The following is a 17,583-nucleotide window of genomic DNA, read 5'->3' as shown; positions in this document are numbered from 1 at the left end:
CTCAATATTTCTATGAATGAATCTTATTCAGACCATAAGAAACATAAAAATTCTAGCATAAATCTATTGAGGTGGCAAGGGATATCCTATAATTTTTCGATTTGAGTGAAGTCTAATTCGACTGGAGTTTCACGGCCAAACATATTGACATGGACTTTTACCTTTTGTTTATCCATATCAATATTTTCAATCGTACCAGTAAAGTTTGCAAATGGACCATCGGTAACACGAACCGATTCTTTTAATTCGAATTCAAAGTCTTGTACTTCATCTTTAACACCCATGCGTTTTAAGATTCGTTCCGCTTCATCAGGTAGCAAAGGCGTTGGCTTAGCTCCTGAACCAGTCGATCCAACGAATCCAGTAACACCTGGTGTATTACGTACAACAAACCATGAATCATCCGTCATAATCATTTCTGCTAAAACATAACCGGGGAACACTTTTTTCATAGCCGTTTTACGCTTACCATTTTTGATTTCAGTTTCTTCTTCCTCTGGCACAATGACACGGAATATTTTATCTTCCATTCCCATTGTTTCAATACGCTTTTCCAAGTTAATTTTCACTCGGTTCTCATAACCAGAGTACGTGTGAACCACATACCAATTTTTCTCCATCGCGATAGGTTTAAAACCTTCCCTCCTCATCATTGTTCGATTATACAAAGCAGGTATAGCCGAATTTTAGGTAAATTAAAAAACCCACTATACGCGGGTTTTCATCTCTTCATACATTATATCACAAATCACATTTTATATAATAAAATAAGATATTACAATAATTCTAGAATCTGAGTAATTCCTAAATCTATAACTGTGAAGAAAATTGATACAAATAATACAGTTAAGATGACGATGACCGTGTATTTTGATAATTCATTACCTTTTGGCCAACTTACCTTTTGCATTTCACGGCTAACATCTTTAAAGAATTTAATCACTGCATGTCCCCCTTAAACACCTGAGCATATCATCTATTTAGTTTCACGATGTATTGTGTGCTGGGCGCATCGTTTGCAATATTTCTTTACTTCTATACGTTCTGCACTTTGTTGTTTTTTTTCGGTTGTATAATTTCGCCCATTACAAACCGTACATGCTAGCACAACTTTTTTTCGCATGACAATCCTCTTCCTTTTTATCACTTCGTTTAATTTACCACGTTTTCACATCAAGTGTCAATGGTATTTAGTAGGTGAGCTCACTGACAGAGAGGTGTCGCTCAAGCTTTCTTTTAACCCGTTGAAGTGCATTGTCAATAGACTTAACATGACGGTTCAATTGTAAAGATATCTCTTGATAAGATTGCCCATCTAAATATAAGTGTAATACTTCTCGTTCTAGTTCACTTAATAACTCTTCCATCTTATCTTCCATATCCACAAACTTCTCGCGATCTACTAATAACTTTTCAGGATCTGATGTATCATGTTCAGCTATCACATCCAAAAGAGTTCGATCTGATTCTTCATCATAGATTGGCTTGTCCAACGAAACATAAGAGTTAAGTGGAATATGTTTTTGTCTAGTAGCTGTTTTAATCGCTGTGATGATTTGTCGAGTTACACATAGTTCAGCAAATGCTTTAAAAGATGATAGCTTATCCGCTTGAAAGTCCCGAATGGCTTTATACAGGCCGATCATACCCTCCTGCACAATATCTTCACGATCTGCCCCTATCAGAAAATATGTACGAGCTTTCGCGCGAACAAAACTTCGATATTTGTTGATTAAATAATCCAGGGCTTGTACATCCCCTTCATGAACATACTCAACAATCGTTTCATCCTCTAAATCTGCCCAATCCATCTGTTTCTTCTTTTCTTCGTTGCTCTTCACACAGATCCCCCCAAGCTGAACACCGCAATATACAGACATTATACAGGAATTGTGAATTTTCAGTCAACTGCTATTCTGTTATTTTCCGCCTCGGCGCCACTTCTCAAAGGCTTCTAATACATCCTTGCTTAAGGGGATTTTAGACTTAGGTTGTAAGGTTTGATGTTCTTCCACATCATTTTTAATTTCTGAATGGATTTCTCTTACTTCTAGTAATAATTCTCTGGCAGACTTTCTTAACGCGCCTTTTGAAAAGATCGTCCATTGCTCGGTGTAATCAGAGGTTGCTACGTAAACTTTAGTCATGACATTCTTCACTTCATTGACTAGTTTTTCAATCCGTTCATCAGCCGTTTCATTTTCTTTCGTAAAAATAACTTCAACCCGATGCTCTTTCCGCTTTTTCTCGGTTCCTTTAACCCCATAGGCATCAAAAACAACAATCACTCGATACCCGGTATAGGCTTGATATTCTGCCATCATTTCAATCAGTCGATTTCTCGCTTCTTCTAATTGATAATCTTTTAGCTCTCGTAGTTCTGGCCAATCTCCAATCATGTTATAACCGTCTACCACCAGTACAATCATACAACATCACCCTAATGGAAAACGACTACGGTAGACTTCATACATTAACAAGCTAGCAGAAACGGATGCGTTAAGTGATGTGACTTGACCTCGCATAGGTAAACGGACAAGCCAGTCACAATTTTTAAGGATTAATCGGCTAATTCCTTTCCCTTCACTGCCTATGACAACCGCAATCGGTAAATCATAATCTATTTCACGATAATCATGCTTCCCTTTCGCATCTGTTCCAACCACCCATACACCTTCTTCTTTTAATTGTTCAATTGTCTGATTCATATTGGTGACTCGAGCAACTGGAATATACTCAATAGCTCCTGTGGATGCCTTGGCAACTGTTTGGGTTAATTGAACTGAACGACGTTTTGGTATAATGATTCCGTGAGCACCTACTGCATCTGCTGTTCGCATAATTGAGCCGAGATTACGTGGATCTTCTAATTCATCCAACAAGATAAAGAAAGGAGATTCCCCTTTTTCCTTCGCTTTAGCAAAAAGGTCATCGATTTCAGCATACTCATAAGCTGCAACAGAAGCTGCTACCCCTTGGTGATGATCAGCGATTTGATCAAGTTTATGCTTAGGGACTTTTTGAACTAAGACGTTTTGTTGTTTTGCTAGTTTGAATATAGAGGATTGAGCACGACCTTCCATCGATTCTAAAACAAACACTTTATTAATTGGGCGACCTGATTTTAACGCTTCCATAACAGGGTTTCTACCCATAATCCACTCCTCTTTCATCGTTAACCTCTCCTTTCTTCTAAATCTTGTATAGCTTGCGTGACGAGATAATCTAAACGTTCATAATCTTCTTTGAGATATAAATAACCGACTAAAGCCTCAAATGCTGTACTCAAGCGATAAGTCTGTCCATCTGTACTTTTAGGTGTGTTAGACTTAGCGTTACGCCCTCGTCTAACAACACCTTGTTCTTCAGATGTTAATAACCCTTCATCTAACCATTGTTTTAACACGTACGCCTGACCATCAGCTGACACAAACGATACGGCATGGTCATGCAAGACTTGAGGCTTAACCTCTCCTTGGCGGATCAAATATTCTCTGACATACTGTTCATAAACCGCATCTCCCATATAAGCTAAAGCCAAACTTTTCATCTGTTTTACATCATGAGTTCGTGTCATGCTCTTTTCCATCTCGTTCCTTGCGGCGTATCTTCTAGAATAATGCCTTTTTCTTTTAATTGATCACGAATTTCATCTGCACGAGCAAAGTTTCGATCTTTTCTAGCCTGAATACGTTCCTCTATTAACGCTTCAATGTCATGATCCAATAACTCTGTGTCATGTAATGAAAAACCAAGCACCGTCGTTATTTCATCGAAAAGATCTGTAAATCGATCAATAATGGTGGTCGATGTTTGATCTTGTTGCGCATAAATATTCGCTTCTTTCGCCAATTCAAACAACACAGATATAGCGTTAGCTGTATTAAAATCATCGTCCATTTCTTGAATAAAACGTTGTTTCAAGTTATTAATTTTTTCTTCCCATTCAGCATTATCTTGAGTTAAGTTTAAGCTTGCAGTTTTACGGTGTTGAAGGTTAAGATAAGCTGTTTTTAGTCGATCAAAACTGTTTTTAGCTTCCATCAACAACTCATCACTAAAGTTAATTGGATTACGGTAATGAACGCTTAACATGAAGAAGCGCACCACATTTGGGTCATGTTTTTCGACTAATTCATGAACTAAAATAAAGTTCCCTAGAGATTTAGACATTTTTTCATTATTAATTTGAATGTAACCATTATGCATCCAATAATTAGCGAACGTTGTGTCATTATGGCACTCTGATTGGGCGATTTCATTCTCATGGTGAGGGAAGGCTAAGTCTTGACCACCAGCATGAATGTCGATCGTTTCTCCTAAGTATTTACGAGCCATCGCTGAGCATTCAATATGCCAACCTGGTCGACCTTTCCCCCAAGGACTATCCCATGAAATCTCACCAGATTTAGCTTCTTTCCAAAGAGTAAAATCTAACGGATCATCTTTTTTCTCACCGACTTGAATTCTAGCACCAGAACGTAATTCGTCGATGGATTGATGAGATAATTTTCCGTACTCATCAAAAGATCTTGTTCGGAAATAAACATCACCATCCGCTTCATAAGCAAACCCTTTTTCAATAAGCTGTTCGATAAACGAGATAATATCATCCATTGTTTCCGTTACTCTAGGGTGATGAACCGCTTCTTTAACATTGAGCTTCGCAACATCTTCTTTATAAGCCTTTATAAAACGATCCGCAATGACAGGGACTTCTTCGTTCAGCTCATTAGCAGCTTTAATTAACTTATCATCAACATCAGTAAAATTTAACACATACTCGACATTGTAACCTTTATATTCAAAATAACGTCGGACGGTATCGAAGACGATGGCTGGTCGAGCATTACCAACATGAATATAGTTATATACGGTTGGTCCGCAAACATACATCTTCACCTGGTTTTCTTCTAAAGGCTTAAATTCTTCTTTTGTTCTTGTTAGTGTGTTATAGAGCTTGATGGTCATCTTCCTTCGACACTCCTCTCAATTCATGTAATTCCTCTTCTAATTCAGCTATTCGATCCTCAAGTGAATCGCATTTTTCTTTTACCGGGTCAGGTAATTTGTGATGGTTCAAATCTTTATTATTAACTCTTACACCATTTTGAACAACAATCTGCCCTGGAATTCCTACAACCGTTGAATTATGTGGAACGTCTTTTAATACAACTGAACCAGCGCCTATTTTCGCCCATTCACCGATTGTAATGGAGCCTAACACCTTGGCTCCCGCAGCTACTAATACGTTATCTTTTAACGTCGGGTGCCGTTTACCAGCTTCTTTACCTGTTCCACCCAAGGTTACCCCTTGATAAATCGTACAGTTATCCCCAATCTCACACGTTTCTCCAATCACAACACCCATTCCATGGTCAATAAAAAAACGTCTTCCTATCTTAGCTCCTGGGTGAATTTCAATCCCAGTTAAGAACCGACTTAACTGAGAAATAACTCTTGCGATGAAATATAATTTTCGTCTATATAAAGCATGAGCGACTCGATGCGCCCATACGGCATGAACACCAGAATACGTTAAAATGACTTCAAAACGATTTCTAGCTGCAGGGTCTTGATCAAAGACCACATCTACATCTTCTTTTAACATTTTGAAGAATTTCTTCATGTGTATTCCCTCCTTATTCCCCTTGATGTCATAATCTATGATGTCTATTGGAAACTAAAAAAGCGTCTCTGCCTATATCAATAGACAGAGACGCTTTGCGCGCGGTCCCACTCTGTTTAGAGGTAAACTACCTCTCACTTCTAGTTATTAACGGGAACAACCCGCTTCACCGTACTCATGAGTTCGGGCGAAGACTCAGAGGTGCATTTCAAAAACTCACTTAAAAGCTGCTCTCAGCATTACAGCTCTCTCTGTGATTAAGGTAAGCTTCCTACTTTTCCTCATCTACGATTTAACTATATATTTCTATTATATACGATTTTTTAAATATGTTACGAATGTTTTAACTCGCCAACAATTTTATTTAGTCGATTCATCACCGTACGTTGTCCTAATAAGTGAATCGCATTTGGTAGTTCTGGCCCATGTTGTTGCCCTGTCACTGCCACACGAATTGGCATAAATAGTTTTTTACCTTTGTTACCCGTCGTTTTCTGAGTTGCCTTAATCGCAGCTTTAATGTTCTCTGGCGTGAAGTCTTCCATTTGACCAATTTCAATTTGGAAGTGACTTAGCATATTAGGAACGTGTTCTTGATTTAACACTTCCATTTCTCCTTCACCATAAACAATGTCTTCTTTGAAGAACAACTCTGTCAACTCTACTATTTCCGCTCCATAATTTAGCTGATCTTTGTATAAGGCAATAAGCTCTTCAACCCATTTACGATCTTCACCACTTACATTTTCCTCAACATTACCCGCCTTTACTAAGTGAGGTAACGTTAAGTCAATGACCCGCTCTAATGAACTTGCTTTGATGTATTGGTTGTTCATCCATTTTAGTTTACCTGTGTCAAAAACAGCCGGGGATGTCGATAAACGCTCAGGATCAAAAATGTCAATAAACTCTTCACGAGTGAAAAGTTCTTCTTCTCCTTTTGGTGACCAACCAAGAAGGGTGATAAAGTTAAATAACGCTTCTGGTAAGTAACCTAAATCAGCGTACTGTTCAATAAATTGAATGATTGACTCATCACGTTTACTTAACTTTTTACGTTGTTCATTCACAATCAATGTCATATGAGCAAATGTTGGTACTTCCCAATCAAATGCACGATACACCATCATTTGCTTAGGCGTATTAGAAATATGGTCTTCACCACGCAACACATGTGTGATGTTCATTAAATGATCGTCTACAGCAACGGCGAAGTTATAAGTTGGTGTGCCATCTTTCTTCATAATGACCCAATCACCAAAGTCATCCGATTCAAAGGTAATATCACCTTTTACGATATCATTGAATTGATACGTTTCATTTTCAGGTACACGAATACGAATAGATGGTTGGCGTCCTTCTGCTTCAAATTCCTTGATTTGATCTTCTGTTAAGTCACGGTGCGCACCTGAATATTTAGGAACTTCGCCTTTTGCGCGTTGTTCTTCACGTTCAGCCTCTAATTCTTCTTCTGTCATATAACATTTATAAGCTAACCCACGGTCTAATAGCTCATACACATATTTTTTGTAAATGTCTAAGCGTTCCATCTGACGGTATGGACCGTAATCTCCACCTACATCAACACTCTCGTCCCAGTCGATGCCTAGCCATTTTAAATATTTAAGCTGGCTAATGTCTCCACCTTCGACATTTCGCTTTTGATCTGTATCTTCAATACGAATGATGAATTCACCATTAGTACTTCTTGCAAATAAATAATTAAATAATGCTGTTCTGGCATTCCCAATGTGTAAATGACCTGTTGGGCTTGGTGCATAACGCACACGTACTTTTTGATCTGCCATGAAAAAGCTCCTTTCCGTTCTCATTCATCGTCTATTATTGTACACAATTTAGCGCTTACGTTGTATTAAAATGGTTGCTTGAGCTGCAACCCCTTCTTTTCTTCCAGTAAAACCTAACTTTTCAGTCGTTGTCGCCTTAACATTTACTTGTGATGCGTCTGCATTAAGCAGCTCTGCGACTTTGGATCTAATTTCATCTATAAATGGGGCCATTTTAGGTGCTTGGGCAATAACCGTACAATCAACATTTCCAAGTTCATACCCTTGTTTTTCTACTTTATGCCACACTTCTCTTAGCAACTGCTTGGAGTCAAAGTCTTTAAAAGCCGGGTCCGTATCAGGAAAATGTTTACCGATATCGCCTTCCCCAATCGCTCCTAAAGCAGCATCTGCTATAGTATGTAATAGTACATCCGCATCGGAATGCCCTAACAATCCTTTTTCATATGGTATTTCAACTCCACCAATGATACATGGGCGTCCTTCAACTAACTGATGTACATCAAATCCTTGTCCAATTCTGAACAACGAAAGCGCCTCCTTATTTATAGTCTAACCTATTTATTTTTAGCATATTTTCAGCTTTTTGTATATCCTCAGGATTTGTAATTTTAAAATTGCTTAACTTTCCATGTACAAAAGCTGGTGAGTGGCCTAAGTACTCTAATAAGGCTACATCATCTGTCGCATAAATTTTGTGCTCATATGCATAATCGTGAGCCTTTTTTAACCAATCATATGTAAAAGCTTGCGGAGTTTGGGCTGCGACTAACTCCGAACGATTTAACGTCTGCACTTTACCGTCTTTTATTTGTTTAATCGTATCCGTCACAGGCACTCCTAAAAACGCAGCACCATGCTTAATAGTTTGTTCGTAAAGCTCATGCAATTCATCTTCTGTCACGAAAGGGCGTGCTCCATCGTGAACAAACGTTACTAATTTCTGTTCTAAACTTAACAACCCTTCACGGACACTATCTTGTCTCTCATCTCCACCGTTAACGATTTTTTTAACTTTAGAAAACTGTTTTCCTATGAGATCTCCCATTAACTTCTGTTCGTTCGGGTGGATAACGACATAAATGGAATCACACCAATCATCATTCTCAAACACTTGTAATGTATGCTCGATTAATGTTTGACCACCAATTTCTATTAATTGTTTATTTTTACCGGCATTCATACGACGACCTTGTCCTGCCGCTAATACGATGACTTGATAATCTGGCATATCAATTCTCCTATTTTCATGAAAAAATTAAAGGCTGACACTCTTGATGACACTTTGGAAATCAAGATGTATCAACCTTTATTTTACTCCGAATTATTGTGCCTTCTCAAGTGCTTTCGGTTTCGCAAAAATCATCCGACCAGCTGAAGTTTGAAGAACACTTGTGACAATGACATCAATCGTATCTCCAATAAAGTTTTTACCGTCCTCAACGACGATCATAGTACCATCATCTAGATAAGCGACACCTTGCTTTTCTTCCTTACCAGCTTTAATGACTTGAACATCCATTTCTTCACCAGGTAATACGATTGGCTTAACCGCATTCGCTAAATCGTTAATATTAAGAACCGTGACATTCTGAAACTCTGAAACTTTATTTAAATTATAATCATTTGTCACTAATACTCCATCTAATAATTTCGTTAATTTTACCAGTTTACTATCGACTTCTTGGATCTCTTCAAAATCACCTTCATAGATTTGAACTTCTACCAATGAATCTTTCTGAAGCCTGTTAAGTATATCCAGTCCACGGCGCCCTCTGTTCCGTTTTAATACATCTGATGAGTCCGCAATATGTTGTAATTCTTCTAATACAAAATGAGGAATCACAATGGTTCCTTCTAAAAACTTCGTATCACATATATCAGCTATACGTCCGTCAATAATAACACTTGTATCTAAAATTTTCGGTCTAATTGAGGCATCATCTTGAGTCGCCACTTCTTTCCCATCTTTACCTTTCGGGTCTTTCTTTTGAACACTGATTAAATTAACGAATTCGTTTCTCCGTTTAAAACCAACTTGGAAACCTAAATAACCAAGTATAAGGGATACAAACAATGGTAGAACCTCTGAAACAACTGTTATACGAATATCTTGTAAATAAAAATTCACTAGAAAAGCAACGATTAAACCTACTATAAGACCTAAACTACCGAATAATAAATCTTGCACAGGCGCTTTTACTAATTTCTCTTCCGTTACTTTTAAAAAGTCTACAACGTAGTCCGCTAGCCAATAAGAGATAATAAAAAATATAATTGCTCCTAGAGTCATCCCAATATATGGATATAACCATTCGGGCTCACCGACGTTCCATATTCCTAGCAGATCTGGGAAGTATAAGTAACCTATTGTACCGCCAGCTATAAGAAAAAATAATTGCAGAATTCTTTTTAGCAACTTTTTCACCTCCTAAATCTAGCTTTACCAACTTTTCCATAAACCATAACCTATGATAATTGCTTTACTAAATTTTAACACGCACATATGACCTCGTCAAAATAAATAATTTATCAGTTTAACACCAAACGAGTAATATGTCAATTGTATTACAAATAATAATTTTTATAATTATTCACATTTTATTCAAATTTATTCCAATCCCACTTTCAATGCATCCTGGACAGAATCAACACCTACTAATTCAACTCCTGATGGCGCCTGGAAACCGTTTAAATTCTTATTAGGAAGAATAATTCTTTTAAAACCAAGCTTACTCGCTTCTTGAACACGTTGTTCAATTCTAGAAACGCGTCTTACTTCCCCTGTTAAGCCAACTTCTCCTATATACACATCTTCAGGCTTTGTAGGTTGATCTCTAAAGCTCGATGCAATACTTATAGAGACTGCTAAATCAATGGCCGGTTCATCTAACTTCACGCCACCAGCTACTTTGACATACGCATCCTGATTTTGAAGCAATAGACCTGCTCGTTTCTCTAACACGGCCATTAATAACGGTACTCGGTTATGGTCTAGCCCCGTTGCCATTCTTCTAGAATTACCAAACTGAGTTGGTGAAATTAATGCTTGAATTTCCACCAACATTGGTCGAGTCCCTTCCATAGATGCTACTACAGTTGAACCCGCTACACCTTGGGACCGCTCCTCTAGAAAAATTTCTGACGGATTACTAACTTCCACTAACCCCTCTTCTTTCATTTCAAATATTCCCATTTCATGTGTACTACCAAAGCGGTTCTTAACACTTCTGACAATTCTAAATGTATGGTGGCGCTCACCTTCAAAATATAAAACCGAATCAACCATATGTTCTAACAATCTCGGACCTGCAATAGACCCTTCTTTTGTCACGTGACCGACGATAAAAATTGGAATTCCTTTAGTCTTCGCTAGCTTCATTAATGTCCCCGTACATTCTCGAACCTGTGAAACAGAACCGGGTGCTGAAGTGACTCCTTCATGGTAAATCGTTTGTATAGAGTCTATGACCACAAAGGACGGGTCCATCTCATTAACAGCATCGATAATGTCATCTATATTAGTTTCAGCCATAATATATAACTCATCTTCGTTAATATTTAATCGATCGGCTCTTAATTTTGTTTGTTTCTCAGATTCTTCACCTGAAATATATAAAACTTGTAACGACTTTGCCGCTAATTGCGATGAAACTTGTAACAGCAAAGTTGATTTACCTATACCCGGATCACCACCAATTAAAACTAATGATCCTGGAACGACTCCACCACCGAGTACGCGGTTAAACTCTTCCATTTTCGTTTCAATACGTTTTTCTTCTTGGGATGTTATATGATTAATTGGGCTTGGCTTACGTTTACGCTCTGAACCGACAGAACCTAAACTATGTTTATTTTGGCCTTTATTAGGTCTAATTTTTTCTTCTACCATCGTGTTCCATTGATGACAAGCAGGGCATTTCCCCATCCATTTCGGTGATTCATAACCACATTCTTGGCAGAAATAAACTGTTTTTGTTTTAGCCAATGTACTCTCTCCTTCTATCCTTTATGTAAGTTCTAAGTCAAAAGTTAGGTTGAGTATGCGCTCACTCTTATTTTTACGCTACTCCAACCTTCATATTTTTATATGGAAAGCGTTAAACTCAAGCTTTTAAATAAAAAAGCAGTCGGCGAATAAACCGACTGCTTAGGTTACGCTTAAGAAGTTTCTAATTCTTTTACAGAAGTCACATAAAATTCGCCGTCGTCATTTACATCAATTTCAACTGTTTGCCCTGTCTTCACATTACCTTTTAACAGTTCTTCTGACAAGAAGTCTTCTACGTTTTTTTGAATTGAACGACGAAGTGGACGAGCACCGTACTCTAGGTCCATTCCTTCATCTGCAATTTTTTCTATTGCCTTTTCTGTTAGAGTAAATGAAATTTCGTTATCTTTTAATCGATCTTGAAGTTGTTTTACCATTAAACGAACGATTTCTTTAATGTGTTTTTCTTCAAGTGAGTGGAAGACGATTGTTTCATCAAGACGGTTTAAAAATTCTGGGCGAAAAGCTTTTTTCAGCTCTTCCATAATCTTAGACTTCATTTCTTGATAGTCTTTTTGATCGTCATTCATTGTAAATCCAACATATTTTTGACGGCGCAGCTCGTGTGCCCCCACGTTAGATGTCATGATGAGAACCGTGTTTCTAAAGTCAACAACACGGCCTTTCGAATCCGTTAGTCGTCCATCTTCTAGTACTTGAAGTAAGATGTTAAAGACATCTGGGTGTGCCTTTTCAATCTCATCTAACAAGATAACTGAGTAAGGTTTTGTACGAACTTTTTCAGTTAACTGGCCACCTTCATCATAACCAACATATCCTGGAGGTGAACCGACAAGTCTTGACGTGGAGTGTTTTTCCATGTACTCAGACATATCAATTCGAATCATCGCATCTTCATCACCGAACATCGCAGACGCTAATGCGCGTGCTAGTTCTGTTTTACCAACACCTGTTGGACCTAAGAAAATAAATGAACCAATTGGACGTTTAGGATCTTTTAGACCTGCTCTTGCACGACGAATAGCTTTTGATATAGCTTTAACCGCTTCGTCTTGACCAATGACTCGATCATGAAGAGTTTCTTCTAAGTTTAATAAACGTTCTGTTTCGTCTTTCGCTAACTTAGATACAGGCACTCCAGTCCACGTTGAAACCACATGGGTGATATCATCAATTGTGACTTCAGAATTTTCTTGCCCTTGTTTTTCTTTCCATTGATCTTTCGTTTTTTCTAATTCATCTTTAAGTTTTTGTTCTTTATCACGTAATGATGCTGCTTTTTCAAACTCTTGGCTTTGAACAGCTGCATCTTTTTCTTTCTTCACTTCATCAAGTTTTTGTTCCAATTCTTTAAGATTTGGCGGAGCCGTGTAGTTTCTTAATCGGACGCGTGACGCTGCTTCATCAATTAAGTCAATCGCTTTATCCGGTAAGAATCGGTCTGTAATATAGCGATCTGATAATCGAACGGCTGCTTCAATCGCTTCATCCGATATCGTGACACGATGGTGTGCCTCATAACGATCTCTTAATCCTTCTAAGATACTAATGGATTCTTCTGATGTTGGCTCATCAACTTGAATTGGTTGGAAACGACGCTCTAAAGCAGCATCTTTCTCAATATATTTACGATATTCATCTAATGTTGTGGCACCGATACATTGTAAGTCACCACGAGCTAATGCTGGTTTTAAAATGTTAGATGCGTCAATGGCACCTTCTGCTCCACCAGCACCGATTAGGGTGTGAAGCTCATCGATAAATAAGATAATATTACGAGCTTGGCGAATTTCTTCCATCACCTTTTTAAGACGATCTTCGAATTCACCACGATATTTTGTACCAGCAACAACTGTACCCATATCTAAAGTCATGACACGTTTATCTCGTAAAATTTCAGGAACTTCGTTGTTAACGATTTGCTGAGCTAACCCTTCAGCAATCGCCGTTTTACCAACACCTGGTTCACCAATTAAAACCGGGTTGTTTTTACGACGACGACTTAACACTTGAATGACACGTTCAATTTCTTTGCTTCGACCAATAACCGGATCAATACCTCCTTCACGGGCAACTGATGTTAAGTCACGCGCTAGAGAGTCTAAAGTTGGCGTATGTGCATTATTAGATTGTTTTTGATTACCACGTTGGCTAGACGTTGATTCATTACTACCTAATAGTTGAAGCACTTGTTGTCTTGCTTTATTTAAGCTAACTCCTAAGTTATTGAATACACGTGCTGCTACACCTTCACCTTCACGGATTAACCCAAGTAAAATGTGCTCCGTACCAACGTAAGAGTGACTTAATTTACGTGCTTCATCCATCGATAATTCAATCACTTTTTTCGCACGCGGTGTATAATGAATCGTTTGAGACGTGTTTTGGCCTCTTCCGATTAATTGTTCAACTTCTTGTTGTATCTGATCAGCCGTAACATTTAACGATTGTAATGCTTTGGCTGCTATTCCTTCGCCTTCTTTTACTAATCCCAGAAGAATGTGTTCAGTGCCAATGTTATTATGGCCTAAACGAATAGCTTCTTCTTGAGATAAAGCTAATACTTTTTGTGCTCGTTCCGTAAATCTTCCAAACATCATATTGCATGACCTCCTTCAATTATTTTTCTAGCTGCAATCTTTCTCTGATTAAATTCGCACGAAAGACATCGCGTTCATTTGGTGATAATGTTTTCTTCGCATATTGTTGTAAAAAAGCAGGTTGTGTTAATACCATTAACTCATTCAAAATAGTTTTAGGAATATCTTTGATTAAACCTAAATCAATTCCTAGACGAACATCTGATAAGCATTTGGCTGCCTCTTTGGATTGTATGATTCGGCTGTTGGCTAAAGTACCATAGGATCTGAATATTCTATCCTCTAACTGTATTCCCAACTGCTCCATAATCCATTCGCGAGCGCGGCGCTCATTTTCAATAACCTGTTGCACAACACTTTTTAAATCTTCAACAATATCTTCTTCGGATTTACCAAGTGTCATTTGATTTGAGATTTGGTAAAGCTGGCCTTGTGCCTCACTACCTTCACCATAAATCCCACGAACGACTAATCCTAACTTATTAATTTCTGGAATTAAGTTATTAATTTGATTGGTCATCGCTAGTGCCGGTAAATGCATCATAACCGAAGCACGTAGCCCTGTTCCAACGTTTGTTGGACAGCTTGTTAAATACCCTCTGTTCTCATCAAATGCGTATTTAATGCGCTCCTCAAACCAATCATCGAGTTCCTGAGCTTTGTTAAGTGCTTCACTCAATTCAAAGCCAGGGTAATACAGTTGAATTCTTAAATGATCTTCTTCATTAACCATGATTGACGCTTGTTCGTTCTTCGATATAAGAGCAGCGCCAGTATGGTCTTTCTCAGCTAAACTCGGACTAATTAAGTGTTTTTCAACAAGAACTCTTTTCTCAACAGGCTTAAGATCATTCATTTTCACTAATTGAAACTGTTTAAAGTCCTTATAAGATTGTTGGTCAAATTCCTGTTCCATATACTCTAAAACTTTAACTAATGCATCATTATCTCCACTGGTCGGAAAAGGTACTTGCTCAAAGTTACGTGCTAATCTAATGCGACTGCTTAACACAATATCATTATCAACGCCTTCTGTGTTTAGCCAAGGACTGATGGCATCATTGATAAAATTTTGTAATGACATTATGCTTCACCGTCCTTATTCTGTTGTAGCTCTTCCTTTAGTTTACGAATTTCATCTCGTACTTGTGCTGCCTCTTCAAACGCTTCATCATAAACAAGCTGTTGGAGTTTTGCTTGTAATTGTTCTAATTCTCTTTGCTTATGCAAATTACCTCCAATACGTCTCGGAATTTTTCCGACATGTTTCGTGTTACCACTGTGTACACGTCTGAATAAAGGATTTAAATTAGACTCAAATGCTCGATAACAATTACTGCATCCAAATTTACCACGTTTTCTAAACTGCTGGTATGTGGTTCCACAACGGTCACACTGTAGATTGTGTTGTTGCGTTTGAATAGATTGAGCTTGGTTGACGTTTTGATCAAACGGAAACATACTCGTCAATAATTGATGAATGGACATATTTTCATTAGAAAAATTCATGTAACCTTCTTGTTCTGCACACTGTTCACATAGGTGGATTTCTGTCTTTTCGCCGTTTACAACCTGTGTATAATGAACAGTTGCTTCATTTTGTTGACAACGTTGACACTCCATGTTCCACCCCTCCATTAATCATGTATTTTAATTGTCATTAAAAACTGACGGAAAATCTTAGCTCTCAATTCATCTCGCATTGGTAAAGGTATGGATAAAATATCACGATGCATAATTTTACTCATTAACCTAGCTTCTCGCTCCGTAATCATACCTTCCTCTGCCAAACGTTCGATAAAGTCTAAGCTCGCTTGTTGTGTTAAACGTTCTCCACTTAACAACAATAACTCATCAATTAACTCAGACTTGGATTTCGGTCTTATTCGCATGATGCGAATATAACCTCCACCACCACGTTTACTTTCCACTATATAACCTTTTTCCACAGTAAATCGTGTATTAATCACATAATTTATTTGAGATGGTACACATTCAAAACGATCTGCAATTTCACTTCGTTTAATTTCAATGACATCACTATTACTTGATTGAATAACTTTTTTTAAATAGGATTCAATAATGTCCGAAATGTTCCGCAATCGCCCATCCCTCCCTCAATCACATTTGTTCATTGAGAATGCCAAAAGGTCAAAGGTATTGATTTGACTTTGACTATCTTTGACTATACTTTTATTATACTCACATTTTATTTTGTTGCAAACGAAAAAGCTTAAAACATATTTAGCTAATATTAAATATTTCCTTATTATATAAAAAAAGCCTTTGTATCCTCCGACACAAAAGCTTATCGTTCATAAACATATGTTACATGCTCTAATTTACTTACTTCATCTAAAATATCATGACGATCAAAATCTTGATTTTTTTCAAGTTCAATATAAATATTACGCTGGTCTGAACTTTCACTTTCAATTTCTAACCGTTTGATGAACAATGAATACTCATCAAAGATGTTTAAGACATTGGCAATATGAACATCTTTACTTGCAATTAAGTGAATAAAATTCTCTGATTTACTTTTAATAAAAAGTTTTTCCCATGAATTTAAGAAAATCAAGCTTAGTAAAACAACCGTCGTCACTAAAATCGCTAATGAATACATTCCGACACCAATAACCAATCCAATACCTGCCACTGTCCATATTGATGCAGCTGTTGTTAAACCACGGATGGTCATACCATGAACCATGATTGTTCCAGCTCCTAAGAAACCAATCCCACTAATTACATAAGATGGGATTCTAGCTGGGTCAAAACGGACATTTTCATACGTATCAATAAACATTTCAAAACCGTATATAGATAATAACATCATTAAACAGGAGCCTACACCAACTAAAATATGAGTCCTAAATCCTGCAGAGTGCTTTTTAAGCTCCCTTTCAAACCCTATTAATCCACATAATACGGTTGCTAATAATATACGAACCAACATGACATCAAAGTCATGACCAAAATATTGATTAATGTTTTCCATCTCAACTCCCCCCTTTTAATCTATTTATTAAAACCTTAATAATTATTTTATTTAGACAATTCGAGATTAATGTTTTTAATTATATCAAACGGCTTCATAATATAAAAGAACATTCATAAACAGGACATTATAACATTATTATGGATCTTCGTAATATAAAAAAACCAAGAAGATTAACTTCTTGGTTTAAATTTGCCCGGCAGCGTCCTACTCTCACAGGGGAAAGACCCCAATTACCATCGGCGCTAGAGAGCTTAACTTCTGTGTTCGGCATGGGAACAGGTGTGGCCTCTCTGCCATCGCCACCGGACTATTATAATTGTGTTCAGGTTAAACACCTTCAAAACTAAATACGAACTGCCAAGCGTCGTTTGCGTCTTTTCCAATCGAAGTTAAGTCCTCGATCGATTAGTATCCGTCAGCTCCACGTGTCACCACGCTTCCACCTCGGACCTATCAACCTCATCGTCTCTGAGGGATCTTACTCGCTCGAAGCGATGGGAAATCTCATCTTGAGGGGGGCTTCATGCTTA

The 17,583-nt window shown here is 37.6% G+C and carries 19 protein-coding genes, 2 rRNA genes and 1 other annotated feature; all 21 genes read right to left on the bottom strand.

Annotated elements, in window-relative coordinates:
- Nucleotides 1-86: 86 nt before the first annotated feature.
- Complete coding sequence (nusG, locus tag BMY57_RS11750; protein WP_091774546.1) at nucleotides 87-620, bottom strand: transcription termination/antitermination protein NusG; 534 nt, start codon at nucleotides 618-620, stop codon at nucleotides 87-89.
- Nucleotides 621-775: 155 nt separating this feature from the next.
- A complete protein-coding gene (gene secE / locus BMY57_RS11745; protein ID WP_091774544.1) occupies nucleotides 776-943 on the bottom strand; it encodes a preprotein translocase subunit SecE in 168 nt (55 codons plus the stop codon).
- A gap of 33 nt (nucleotides 944-976) precedes the next feature.
- Entirely contained in the window at nucleotides 977-1,123 is a 147-nt protein-coding gene (gene rpmG, locus BMY57_RS11740; protein WP_091774542.1) for a 50S ribosomal protein L33, read from the bottom strand.
- Between the two features lie 67 nt (nucleotides 1,124-1,190).
- A complete protein-coding gene (sigH, locus tag BMY57_RS11735; protein ID WP_246247179.1) occupies nucleotides 1,191-1,811 on the bottom strand; it encodes an RNA polymerase sporulation sigma factor SigH in 621 nt (206 codons plus the stop codon).
- A 108-nt stretch (nucleotides 1,812-1,919) separates the two neighbouring features.
- Nucleotides 1,920-2,429, bottom strand: a complete 510-nt coding sequence (locus BMY57_RS11730) for an NYN domain-containing protein (RefSeq protein WP_091774538.1) — start codon at nucleotides 2,427-2,429, stop codon at nucleotides 1,920-1,922.
- A 6-nt stretch (nucleotides 2,430-2,435) separates the two neighbouring features.
- Complete coding sequence (rlmB, locus tag BMY57_RS11725; protein ID WP_091774536.1) at nucleotides 2,436-3,173, bottom strand: 23S rRNA (guanosine(2251)-2'-O)-methyltransferase RlmB; 738 nt, start codon at nucleotides 3,171-3,173, stop codon at nucleotides 2,436-2,438.
- 2 nt (nucleotides 3,174-3,175) lie between these two features.
- Nucleotides 3,176-3,577, bottom strand: coding sequence for a Mini-ribonuclease 3 (locus tag BMY57_RS11720; protein WP_091774534.1), 402 nt, complete (start codon nucleotides 3,575-3,577; stop codon nucleotides 3,176-3,178).
- The gene (gene cysS / locus BMY57_RS11715; protein WP_091774532.1) at nucleotides 3,574-4,971 is read right to left on the bottom strand and encodes a cysteine--tRNA ligase; all 1,398 of its coding nucleotides are present in this window, start codon (nucleotides 4,969-4,971) and stop codon (nucleotides 3,574-3,576) included. Before cysS ends, BMY57_RS11720 begins: the two co-directional genes overlap by 4 nt.
- A complete protein-coding gene (cysE, locus tag BMY57_RS11710; RefSeq protein WP_091774530.1) occupies nucleotides 4,952-5,629 on the bottom strand; it encodes a serine O-acetyltransferase in 678 nt (225 codons plus the stop codon). The genes cysS and cysE overlap by 20 nt, the downstream gene beginning before the upstream one ends.
- A gap of 83 nt (nucleotides 5,630-5,712) precedes the next feature.
- Nucleotides 5,713-5,926: a binding site (T-box leader), on the bottom strand.
- A 35-nt stretch (nucleotides 5,927-5,961) separates the two neighbouring features.
- Nucleotides 5,962-7,437, bottom strand: coding sequence for a glutamate--tRNA ligase (gene gltX / locus BMY57_RS11705; RefSeq protein ID WP_091774528.1), 1,476 nt, complete (start codon nucleotides 7,435-7,437; stop codon nucleotides 5,962-5,964).
- A gap of 48 nt (nucleotides 7,438-7,485) precedes the next feature.
- On the bottom strand, nucleotides 7,486-7,965 hold the full coding sequence (gene ispF / locus BMY57_RS11700; RefSeq protein ID WP_091774526.1) for a 2-C-methyl-D-erythritol 2,4-cyclodiphosphate synthase: 480 nt from the start codon (nucleotides 7,963-7,965) through the stop codon (nucleotides 7,486-7,488).
- A 13-nt stretch (nucleotides 7,966-7,978) separates the two neighbouring features.
- Nucleotides 7,979-8,668: a 2-C-methyl-D-erythritol 4-phosphate cytidylyltransferase gene (ispD, locus tag BMY57_RS11695; protein ID WP_091774524.1), complete on the bottom strand. Its 690-nt coding sequence runs from the start codon at nucleotides 8,666-8,668 to the stop codon at nucleotides 7,979-7,981.
- Nucleotides 8,669-8,761: 93 nt separating this feature from the next.
- Nucleotides 8,762-9,856, bottom strand: coding sequence for a PIN/TRAM domain-containing protein (locus BMY57_RS11690; RefSeq protein ID WP_091774522.1), 1,095 nt, complete (start codon nucleotides 9,854-9,856; stop codon nucleotides 8,762-8,764).
- Nucleotides 9,857-10,048: 192 nt separating this feature from the next.
- Nucleotides 10,049-11,425: a DNA repair protein RadA gene (radA, locus tag BMY57_RS11685; protein WP_091774520.1), complete on the bottom strand. Its 1,377-nt coding sequence runs from the start codon at nucleotides 11,423-11,425 to the stop codon at nucleotides 10,049-10,051.
- A 173-nt stretch (nucleotides 11,426-11,598) separates the two neighbouring features.
- A complete protein-coding gene (clpC, locus tag BMY57_RS11680) occupies nucleotides 11,599-14,049 on the bottom strand; it encodes an ATP-dependent protease ATP-binding subunit ClpC (RefSeq protein WP_091774518.1) in 2,451 nt (816 codons plus the stop codon).
- A gap of 19 nt (nucleotides 14,050-14,068) precedes the next feature.
- Entirely contained in the window at nucleotides 14,069-15,133 is a 1,065-nt protein-coding gene (gene mcsB / locus BMY57_RS11675) for a protein-arginine kinase McsB (RefSeq protein WP_091774516.1), read from the bottom strand.
- Nucleotides 15,133-15,672 carry a protein-arginine kinase activator protein McsA gene (mcsA, locus tag BMY57_RS11670; RefSeq protein ID WP_091774514.1) on the bottom strand — a complete coding sequence of 180 codons (540 nt, stop codon included), beginning with the start codon at nucleotides 15,670-15,672 and terminating at the stop codon, nucleotides 15,133-15,135. The genes mcsB and mcsA overlap by 1 nt, the downstream gene beginning before the upstream one ends.
- Before the next feature lie 14 nt (nucleotides 15,673-15,686).
- Entirely contained in the window at nucleotides 15,687-16,151 is a 465-nt protein-coding gene (locus BMY57_RS11665; RefSeq protein WP_091774512.1) for a CtsR family transcriptional regulator, read from the bottom strand.
- Between the two features lie 206 nt (nucleotides 16,152-16,357).
- Nucleotides 16,358-17,050 carry an MgtC/SapB family protein gene (locus tag BMY57_RS11660; RefSeq protein ID WP_091774510.1) on the bottom strand — a complete coding sequence of 231 codons (693 nt, stop codon included), beginning with the start codon at nucleotides 17,048-17,050 and terminating at the stop codon, nucleotides 16,358-16,360.
- Nucleotides 17,051-17,244: 194 nt separating this feature from the next.
- Nucleotides 17,245-17,360, bottom strand: a 5S ribosomal RNA gene (gene rrf / locus BMY57_RS11655).
- 78 nt (nucleotides 17,361-17,438) lie between these two features.
- Nucleotides 17,439-17,583, bottom strand: a 23S ribosomal RNA gene (locus tag BMY57_RS11650); the annotation flags it as partial.

Origin of the sequence: Piscibacillus halophilus (assembly GCF_900110685.1) — a bacterium.
GTDB classification, from domain to species: Bacteria; Bacillota; Bacilli; order Bacillales; family Alkalibacillaceae; genus Piscibacillus; species Piscibacillus halophilus.
Note: the sequence above shows the minus strand (reverse complement) of the source record. Positions and strands in the feature narration are given on the sequence as shown.